Origin of the sequence: Hyalangium sp. (assembly GCF_035629615.1) — a bacterium.
Classification (GTDB): domain Bacteria; phylum Myxococcota; class Myxococcia; order Myxococcales; family Myxococcaceae; genus Hyalangium.
On sequence record NZ_DASPHO010000530.1, the window covers coordinates 1 to 10,215 of the forward strand.

At 64.9% G+C, this 10,215-nt stretch carries 6 protein-coding genes; 5 read left to right on the top strand and 1 reads right to left on the bottom strand.

Annotation, left to right across the window (positions count from 1 at the left end; translation table 11 throughout):
• The first annotated feature begins 193 nt into the window (after nucleotides 1-193).
• The gene (locus VD972_RS26880) at nucleotides 194-643 is read left to right on the top strand and encodes an acyl-homoserine-lactone synthase (protein WP_324991603.1); all 450 of its coding nucleotides are present in this window, start codon (nucleotides 194-196) and stop codon (nucleotides 641-643) included.
• Nucleotides 644-666: 23 nt separating this feature from the next.
• Here the strand turns inward: VD972_RS26880 and VD972_RS26885 are convergent, their stop codons facing one another.
• The gene (locus VD972_RS26885) at nucleotides 667-1,536 is read right to left on the bottom strand and encodes a sigma-70 family RNA polymerase sigma factor (RefSeq protein ID WP_324991604.1); all 870 of its coding nucleotides are present in this window, start codon (nucleotides 1,534-1,536) and stop codon (nucleotides 667-669) included.
• Between the two features lie 148 nt (nucleotides 1,537-1,684).
• On the opposite strand from VD972_RS26885, the gene VD972_RS26890 reads away from it, so the two are divergent.
• The 4 genes from VD972_RS26890 to VD972_RS26905 all read left to right on the top strand — a co-directional run.
• The gene (locus VD972_RS26890; RefSeq protein ID WP_324991605.1) at nucleotides 1,685-5,659 is read left to right on the top strand and encodes a bifunctional serine/threonine-protein kinase/formylglycine-generating enzyme family protein; all 3,975 of its coding nucleotides are present in this window, start codon (nucleotides 1,685-1,687) and stop codon (nucleotides 5,657-5,659) included.
• A gap of 382 nt (nucleotides 5,660-6,041) precedes the next feature.
• Entirely contained in the window at nucleotides 6,042-6,914 is an 873-nt protein-coding gene (locus VD972_RS26895; RefSeq protein WP_324991606.1) for an ADYC domain-containing protein, read from the top strand.
• Between the two features lie 123 nt (nucleotides 6,915-7,037).
• The gene (locus tag VD972_RS26900) at nucleotides 7,038-7,355 is read left to right on the top strand and encodes a hypothetical protein (RefSeq protein WP_324991607.1); all 318 of its coding nucleotides are present in this window, start codon (nucleotides 7,038-7,040) and stop codon (nucleotides 7,353-7,355) included.
• Between the two features lie 284 nt (nucleotides 7,356-7,639).
• Nucleotides 7,640-10,215 (top strand): CHAT domain-containing tetratricopeptide repeat protein (locus VD972_RS26905; protein ID WP_324991608.1); only part of this gene is annotated, 2,576 nt, incomplete at its 3' end.

A 10,215-nucleotide genomic window follows, 5' to 3' on the forward strand; every position in this document is an offset into this window, starting at 1 on the left:
CAACGCATGGATCAATCAGCTGCGGCGACTGCGGGTGCGTGACGAGCGCCGAGACGATGTCCACTTCAGTCTCCTCGTTCTGGGGACCTGCCTGATACTCTTCCGGGGGCTTCAAACCTGACTTTTGTTAGGAGCTCTAAGACTCCAAAGAATTCCCTGCATAGGTCGCCCGCCTTCCGACTCCCTACTGACAATGGATCAGCTCTTCGTCGGCACAACGGAGGAACTCCCCCAAGAGGTTCTTGAGGGAATGTTCCGGTTGAGGCACAAGGTCTTCCACGAGCTCCTGGGCTGGGAGGTGGAGGTGCGTGAGGGCCAGGAACGAGACCGCTTTGATGCTCTGGAAACCCACTACATCATCCTTCACGCTCCGAGGCAGCCCATGGCTCTGGGCTGTTGGCGCCTTCTGCCAACGACGGGGCCGTACATGCTGAGAGATGTCTTCCCCCAACTTCTGCATGGAGAAGCCGCGCCATGCTCTCCTCAGATCTGGGAGATCAGCCGCTTCGCCACCTATCCCATGAACTGGAATGCGAGGCGGGATCAGGCCAGCTTTGGGGCTGAAGCGTTGCATGCTGGATCGATATCGAGAGTTCCCGCCGACGGCTGGCGCTCCTTTCTTGAGCAGCCGTGCCCCGATTAGCCAACAACTGGCGAGAGCGCCCTTCATTCTTCCTTGCCTTCTCCGCCATCCTTATCCCCCAGGAACTGGCTGAGGCTCACGTCGAATCTGCTCTTGATGGTGCTCATGAGGCTCTCGAACTCTTGGGAAGAAAGGCGGAGGCGCTCCTGGAGTCGACGCTTCGTCTCTTCGTAGACCCTCTCCCGGGCCTCCTTGAGCCAACGAGAGATCGTCGACTGGTCCTTGCCAAACAACGGCCCCATCCGGGTCGTCGGAAGCCGCTCGATGAAGTGCAGCCGGAGCAGATAGCGCTGCTCATCCGACAAGGTGGCGAAAGCCGCGCGCACGGCCTCGCGGAACTCGTGGCGGTAATGGCTCTTCATGAGCGCCATCTCCGGGTCCGTCCCCTGTGTCGGCAGGTTCTCGAGGGCCGCGAGGCCATTCTCATCGGGTATCTCCCGGGCCAAGGCACCCTGCTTGAGCGACATGCGCACGGCGATGACCCGGATCCAGATCAGCAGCGCACCACGGCCCGTGTACTCGGCGAGTCGCTGCGGGGCACCGGGGGTGCGCACGAGGAGATGCATTCGAACCTGCTGGCATACCTCGTCCAGCATCGTGTCGGACAGCTTGAGGTACCCGAGCAACGCCGGGAGCTTTGCCACGTAGTGCTGCTCGAACATCTCTGCTGCCGCGGACACGTTGTTCGCACAGGCGCACGCAAGATACAGCCCCTCGAGGTCCAGCTGCTCGACCAGCGGCGCGAGCGGCCCCGCCGCACGGGCCTCGGGCAGCAGCCCGGCCAGGTGGCGAATGAAGACATCCGCAGGCAAGTCCACCTGTGGCCACCGGCGGCGGCCGGTCTCCCACGCACGACGAAGCAGGCTCTCGAACTCGGCGTCATCCTGTGCCATTACCTCCATCCTACCTCTCTTGTTCTCAGTCTACAGCCCTCCTTGACGGGTGGGCGTGGATTGGTGTCGGCTTTTCATGCTCCACCGCTGGCCCGGTACTGCCCGGCCAGAAGTCCCCACCTCTTCCAGGATCCACCCCGGACTGCCCATGCTGCGTCGCGCCGCGCTGGCTGAACCGCAATGTCTGACGGACGAACTTCTTGCCGGGCTCGTTGACGGCCGGCTGACAGCGGAGGAGCTGTCTCGCGTCCACGACCACGCTGCCAGGTGCAAGGACTGCTGTGAGCTGCTCGTCGCGGTGGCACGCGGAGGCCTGAGCCTGGAAAGCAGCCCCCAGCCTCTGCCCGAGTCTTCTCCTGTCGGCTGGACACCGCCCCATGAGTTCCATGAGTTCCAGCTGGTGCGGCAGCTCGGCCGCGGAGCCATGGGCATCGTCTATCTCGCGAACGACCGCTCCCTGGATCGGCAGGTGGCGGTGAAGTTCATCGCCGCACCTCAGCCCAATGCCCGGGCCCGCAAGCGCTTCCAGACCGAGGCCCGCGCCATCGCTCGCCTGAAGCACGCCCATGTCGTCACCGTGTTCCGTGTTGGCGAGATCGAGGGCCATCCGTACATCGTCTCCGAGTACCTCGTCGGACACAGCCTGGCGCACCAGGCCTTACCCCTGCCCTGGCGGCGCGCCCTCGGCCTGGGCATTGGCCTGGCCCGTGGGCTCGCGGCGGCCCACCGCCAGGGCGTACTCCACCGTGACCTCAAGCCGGACAATGTGTTCCTGACTGCAGAGGGCGAAGTCAAGCTGCTCGACTTCGGTCTGGCCGAGCTCGTCGACACAAGCGCACCTCAGGACCCAAGCGCAGTGCGCTCCCCTGCGGGGACGCTGCGGTACATGGCACCCGAGCTCCTGCGAGGTGTGTCCGCGACGCCGCGAAGCGACCTCTATGCCCTCGGCCTGGTCCTCTACGAGCTCTGCACCGGCACGCTGCCACCCCGGCATCGGCCTGACCTGCCTCTGCTGGAGGCCGAGCAGGCGGCGTCGAGGCCATGGGAGTCCGCAGCGCAAGGCCTCGGCCCGCCGCTCACCGCGTGCGTCCCGGGCATCGCCCCCGAGTTTGCCTCGATGATCGAGCGCTGCCTTCACGTTGACTCGGAGGAGCGGTTCGCCTCAGCCGAGGCGCTCTGCGCCGAGCTCGAGCGGCTCGAGCCACTCCACGAGACAGAGGTGCTCCCGGCAGGCAATCCCTACCGGGGACTGGCCCCCTTCGAGGCCGAGCACCGCGCGCTCTTCTTTGGGCGCGACGCTGACATCCGCGCCGTGATCGAGCGGCTGCGTCGGCAGCCTCTGGTCCTCGTCGCCGGCGACTCGGGTGTGGGCAAGTCCTCGCTCTGCCGCGCCGGCATTTTGCCCCGTGTCGTTCGGGGAGCGATTGATGAGTTCCGCGACTTCTCGACCCTGACGATGGAGCCCGGCCGCCGTCCGGTAGCGGCCCTTGCTGCCGCGCTCGCCCCTGTTCTTGGACAGACGGAGGCTGAGCTCGGTGCCCAGCTCACCGAGACGCAGGAATGGCTGGGACCGGCGCTGCGGAAGGCCTACCAGGCGGGGCGCGGTCTGCTGCTCTTCGTCGACCAGCTCGAAGAGCTGATCACTCTCAGCGAGCCTGCCGAGGCGGCACGCTTCGCCAGCCTCCTGGGTGAGCTCGCCCTGCCAGCGGAAGGAGTGCATGTGCTCCTCACGGTGCGTGGCGACTTTCTGACCCGCGTCGGTGCGCTGCCGGGCTTGGGAGACGCGGTGGAGCGGGCGCTCTACCTGCTGCGGCCTCTCACCCCCGACGGCGTGCGCGAGGCGATCACGGGCCCTGCGCGCAGCCGTGGCGTAGTCTTCGAGTCCGAGGCGCTCGTCCAGACGCTTGTCGAGGCCACGACGCAAGGCGCGGGCAGCCTGCCTCTGCTCCAGTTCACGCTGGCGGAGCTCTGGGATCGCTGCGACGCAGCCGGGCGACGTATCACCCGGGCTGCGCTGGACGTGATGGGCGGCGTGGCTGGCGCGCTGTCACGGCATGCTGACGGCGTGCTCGCACGCCTCGATCGGACCGAGCAACTGGCCGCACGCCGCCTGCTCGGCCGCCTCATTACCGCGGAGGGCACTCGGAGCGAGCGAAGCGAGGAGGAACTCACCGAGAATTCGGTTGAGGCCCGCGCCGCTCTGCGAGCGCTCGTCGAAGGGCGCCTGCTTCATGCGCGTACCGAGGCTGGCCAGTCGAGCTACGAGATTGCCCACGAGACGCTCATCGCGAGCTGGGGCACGCTGCGCCAGTGGATTGACGAGGATGCAGGCCACCGCGCGCTCCGGCAGCGCATCGAGGAAGCGAGTGCCGAGTGGGAGCGCCTGGGACGCGCTGAGGAACTTCTCTGGCGGCAGCGTCAGCTGGACGAAGCACGAGCCGTCGAGGCCACTTCCCTGGGACCACGCGACCAGCACTTTCTCAGAGCCTCCCGGAACACCTTGCGCCACCAGAGCCTGCGCCGCTGGATGGCCGCACTCCTCCTGCTGCTCGTGGCAGGAGGCCTCTATGGTGGGCCGCGCCTGCATGCACAGCTGGAGCTGCAGCACTTGATCCGAGCAAAGATCGAAGAAGCCCAAGCCGCGCTCGCCGTGGGGCGTAAGCTGGACCGACGCGCCAGCGAGAGCCGTGAGAGGGCACTCCTGCTGTTCGATGGCCTGGACCCTGACAACCCCGGAGCGCCGGTAGTCCCGCAGGACCTCTGGCTGCGCGCCAATGCCGTATGGGAGCACGCGCTCGATGAATACAAGCAGGCAGACGCAGCCTATGCGGAGGCCGAACGAGTTCTGGACGACGCTGTGGATCGTGCCCACGACGACTCGGATGTGCGCCGGCTCCTCACCGAGCTCACCTATCAGCGAATCCTGCTCGCAGAGCGCTTCCATCGAGATGCTGAGCGCGACCGGCTTGTGCAGCGCTTCGAACGACTGACAGCCGGGGACGATGAGTGGCGAGGACGGCTGGATACCCCAGCTGAGCTCGATATCGAAACCCAGCCGCCAGGCTCGGTCGTCGAACTCATGCACTACGTGGAGAAGGAGGGAGTACTAAGACGAGAGCCCGTGCCAGGTTACGCCTCTCCCGGTCTAACCCCCATCGCCCGGGTGCCCCTACCCGCGGGCTCCTATCACCTCAGCTTCACGGGAAAGAGTGGCGCGCGTGTCGAACTCCCCCTCTGGCTTGAGCGAGGCGAGACCGCGAAGGTCAACATCCACCTTCCCACCACCGTGCCCCAGAACTATGCCTATGTTCCACCGGGTTGCTTCTTCACGGGCACCGCGGATTCGGAAGAGTTACGAGAATTTCTGCTGAGCGCTCCGCTGCACCAGACCTGTCTTCAGCACGGCTACATCATCGGACGGTATGAGGTGACATTCGGTGACTGGCTGGAGTACCTCAATACGCCGGAAGCGAGCGTGCCTGCGCGGCATCTCCTTGAAAAAAAGGTCAGCGAGATTGGGGGCACTGCAATTCAACTCTCACCGGAGGACGGCGGCCAATGGCACTTCACCTTCTTCCTGGCAGAAGACGTCTTCCTCAAGGCACTCGATGGCAAATCTGTTCACTACTCTCGGCGAAGCCATCGCGCTGAACAGGACTGGCGCCGCTTTCCCTTGGTGGGAGTCTCTGCGGAGGGCGTCAAGGGCTACCTGGCTTGGCTCAGCCGCTCTGGGAGGTTGCCGGGAGCGCGACTGTGTTCCGAATGGGAGTGGGCGCGAGCCGCCAGCGGTGCCGACGCCCGCAGGTTTCCTCACGGGAACAGGCTTCAAAAGGACGATGCCAACATTGATGGGACGTACGACTTTCAGCCCCATGCCTCTGGCCCAGACACAGTAGGCATCCATCCGCTCTCGGTAAGCCCCTTCGGGCTATTCGATATGGCCGGCAACGCGATCGAGCTCACCGAGTCCATCATTCCAGGCTCCGATACCATGGTGCTACGGGGAGGAGGCTGGTCTTATGGTGATTACGGCGCGTTGATCGCGAATCGCCAGAAGAGTCCGCGCACGCTAAGCGACCCCCGGATCGGCGTGCGCGTGTGTGCCAATTTTCCTACGCAGTGATGGCCGCAAGAGCCCTCGCATAGCGGGACAGCGCCGCGCCTCCTTTATATGGAACCCCGATCCGCACAACTCAGTGGCTTGGGGAGCCATGGCCCAAGAGCAATCGCTCGAGGCCTTGCATCGCTGTGGATCCAACCCATCCCCAAAGAGGCTCCAGATGAATCGAAATCTCCTGATCCTTGCTTGTCTCCTGGCCAGCACCTCCACGCCGGCCTCCCCTCCTCAGCCGAAGCAGCCGCCGCCGGAGGCTCCTGCCCCCACACCGGCAGGGAGAAGAACATCCACGCTCGCGCCCCACGCACGGGCCGTGCACCGTCCGCGCCCCTGCCAAGTTCAGGCTCCTGACCGAACCCAGTGGCCCAATGGCACGTTACTGTGGGGAATGAAGCGCCAAGCCGCCGAGGATGAGACGAGCACGGTGCTGGCATCGCTCGACCTCGACCGCGTGCGGCTGAACGGTGGCACGGTGAACAAGCTGCAGTTCGAGAAGGGACGGCTGGTGGCTCCGGCGCTTGGGCCTAAGAAGCTCGTGGGCGCAGTGCTTCAGGGCACGTCCAGCGATGGCCAGCCAGTCGAGGTGGCGCTCTGCAGCGCCGAGCCGGACGCCCAGGATCCGCAGCTGTTCCGATACCGGATCGAGGTGTGGCATGCCGAGAGCGCCACGTGGGCAAACCCGTGCATTGCCACCCACCGGGCTCCAAGCCCGAAGGCGCTCGCGGTAGCGGGGGTGTGGGATCGGAGCGGTGCCAGGCTCGACGTGCCGGGGAAGTTCACCTTTGCGTGTGAGAACGGCGCCATCGCCAAGTGCATCGGCTGGGGCTACAAGCCTTGGGAGCTGAAGGACGGTCAATCCCTGGAGGCGCTACACCAGGCCTGCACGCGCATGGCTCGGGCAGACTACTGCGGCAGTGGACGCAGCCACACCCGAGAGGACGCTCCGATCGACATGTACGATGAGCTGGGGCTGCTCACGCGGACGAGGGTGGCAACCGCAGGCTGGGATCCTGAGCTGGCCTCATTCGAAGCGGAGTGGACCCCCGAGGGTGCCTCGTGTCTCTCGGGGACCCGCGACGGGCAGCCGGTGGAGACCGTGCTCGCAGAGTGCCCTGATCGGTTCGAAGCAGGCCCGAAGGAGCTTGGGGAGGGTGATCGCTGTACGGTGCGCCGCAAGGGAGGAGGCGGCGGCGCGGCCCTGCTGCGCAACCGATCCTATGGCCGTCACGATCGGGGCAATGTACCGGGCCCAACCCCATAGGCTCAATTGAGCGGAACCTCTGCGGACTACCGCGAGCCCCTGGCTGCTTCGATCCTTGAACAGTCCCAGGGGCTCTGAAGTCCCAGTCGTCCTCGGACCCTCCAGGCGGTCCCGAAGAAATCCGTGCATGACTTCGCGGATCCTCGCCTCCTTCTGTGTGAACAGGAGGAGGCGGAGCGGCTCTCCTCCCTCGCCCTTGCATGGCAGGACGAGCCCCGCGTCCAGCACCTCGCGATCGCTGCCGCGCTGCTGCGCAAGGGTCTGTCCGTTGAATCACTCTCGTCCCTCTCCCGCACCTTCTCCCAGGGACTGAGCCGGGACGAGCTCAAGCGCTTCGAGCTCCTGCGCTCCTTGCGCACGGGGATGTCCGTGCTGCGCCTCATGGGCCCCGGTACACGCTCACCTCGTGAATACCGGCAGAGCCTCGGGGCCGCTCTCTGACCAGAGCGCCGCTCTTGAGGAGGAACACGCTACGCGCTCGGCGCCTCTGCATTGGCTCGTGCCCCAAGAAGCCAGCACCTGGAGGGCGTTCCGTTGCTACGCCCAGAGTGGTATGTCCGCGACATTCCAGGCCCAGTAGGGTGCTCGTGCTTGACGGGCTGAACATGGGTGGAGTGCCTGGGAAATCGGTATGGATGGCCATGCTGCGAGTGTCAACAACAACACTCTTCGTTCTGTGGTGTGCTGCGTGTGCAACGGTGGAGCAGGCTCCCCCGGACCCACGCATGGTGGAGGCGCAAAAGGCCTTTGACGAAGGGCAGCGCCTAAAAGAGACGGGGCAATATGCACAGGCGATACCTCTCGTCGAGCGCGCCTTGGCATTACGGGAGATTGTACTCACGAGAACGGATCCGAAGGTGGTTGATTGCCTCGGTCTGCTCGGCGAGATTCATCTACTGCTGGCAGACTATGCTCGCGCAGAACCCTTGTTGGCGCGCGTGCTCACGATTCGAGAGGCAGCCCTCGGCGACAACCACCCTGACATCGCTGAATCCCTCAACAACCTGGCCCTTCTCTACCATTATCAAGGGTTCTACGCGCGCGCCGAATCCTTGTTTGCGCGCGCGATCAAGATTTCGGAGGCAACCCTCGGCGACAGCCACTCCGGCCTCGCCACAATGCTCAACAACCTCGCCGCTCTCTATCAAGATCAAGGGCTCGACACGCGCGCAGAGCCTTTGTATACGCGCGCGCTCAAGATTCGGGAAGCCGCCTTAGGCAGTAATCATCCTGATGTCGCCCAGTCGCTCAACAACCTTGCTCTCCTCTATCAATACCAAGGACTCTACGCGCGCGCCGAGCCTTTGCATGCGCGCGCGCTCAAGATTCGAGATACCGCCCTCGGCGACAACCACCCCGACGTCGCTGATTCGCTCAACAACCTAGCCCTTCTCTACCAAGACCAGGGGCTTTACGCGCGCGCCGAGCCTTTGTATGCACGCGCGTCCAGAATTTGGGAGGCCGCCCTCGGCAGCAACCACCCCCGCGTCGCCTCCTCGCTCAACAACCTCGCCGCCATCTATTATTTTCAGGGCCTCTACGCACGCGCTGAGCCTTTGTTGGTACGCGCTCTCAAAATCTGGGAGACCGCCCTCGGTGACAACCACCCCCTCGTCGCAAGCTCCCTCAACGGCCTAGCCACTCTCTATACGGAGCAGGGACTCTACGCGCGCGCCGAGCCTCTGATAGCGCGCGCGCTCAAGATTCAGGAGGCCGCCCTCGGCAACAACCACCCCCTCGTCGCAAGCTCCCTCAACACTCTTGCCACCCTCTACAAGGAGCAGGGGTTCTACGCGCGCGCCGAGCCTCTGTTGACGCGCTCTCTCAACATTCGGAAGGCAGCCCTCGGCGGCAACCACCCCCGCGTCGCCTCCTCGCTCCACAATCTCGCCCTCCTTCTGCTCGCCCAACAGCAACCCGACAAGGCTCTGCCTCTCTTCGAGCGTGCCTTCACCTCGTCCGAGCAGCACCTGCGCCAAGAGGTCTTCGGCCTCTCCGAGCAGCGCCTGGCCACCTTCCTTCACCTGCTCCGCGCGCAGGAGGCAGACCTCTACGCGCTTGTCCGCGCTCACCCCAGCGAGCCTCGCGTTCGCCACCTTGCCCTCGCCGCCTCACTTCTTCGTAAGGGCCGCTCCGTCCTGGAAGTTGCCAACACCTCGCTCATCATCCACCGCAATCTGGGCCCTACCGACCGCGAGGCCTTCGAGCGCCTGCGTACCCTGCGCACCCAACTTGCCGCCCTGTCGCTAGCCGGCCCCAGCAAACGCGCTCCAGCCGACTACCAGCAGCGCCTCAAGGGCCTCTCAGACGAGGGCGACGCTCTAGAAGCAGATCTCGCCAGGCGCTCGGAACCGCTCCGCAGACTCCACCTCCTGCCACTCCCCTCTCAACTCATCTCCCGCGTAGCTGAGGCTCTTCCCACAGACGGCGCCCTCATCGAGTTTATCGCCTACCAAGACGGTCCCCTCGTCCACAAGCCCGGCATTTCCCCCGCTCAGGTTCACTCCCGCTTGCGCTACCTCGCACTCTTGCTCTTCGCGGATGGGCGCACTCGCGCCGTTGACCTTGGGCTCGCGGAGCCTATCGACCGTGCCGCCCTGCGCCTGCATGACGCACTGGCTCGCCAATCCGCCTCCTATCTGCCCACCGCACAAGTTCTCTACAAGCTTGCCTTCCAGCCCCTGCTGCCACACCTCGACAAGGTGCACCGTCTCTTCCTCAGCCCCGACGGCCAGCTCAACCTCATCCCCTTCGCAGCTCTTCACGATAACAAACGCTTCCTCGTGGATTCCTTCCACATCACCTATCTCACTTCGGGAAAGGACCTGCTTCCCCGCTCCCAGGATCTTCCCTCCAATCCTTCCGTGGTGGTGCTAGCGGATCCTGACTTCAGTTCACCGCCCGCTGCTCCTCCCACCGAGGCGCAACCTGCCCCAGGACTCGCCGCGCGCTCGGCCTCTCTTGAGTACTTCTTCTCCACGCTGCGCTCACAGGGCACTGACATTCCCTGGACTCCGCTACCCGGCACACGCAAGGAAGCCGACGCCATCCACCGTCTGTTTCCGCAGGCCCAGTTGCTCCTGGGGCCAGACGCGACCAAGCAAGCCCTGCTGAAGCTCTCCACTCCCGGCCTGCTGCACATCGCCACCCACGGCTTCTTCCTCGAAGATGCCCCTAGCTCGTCCACCTCGCGCGCGGTCGGCAACTTTGGTGCCGTGGGGGCTGGCCCCGAGGAACGCCCCGCCGACCCGCTGCTACGCTCTGGCTTGGTACTCGCTGGCATTCACCCCCCTGCGGGCTC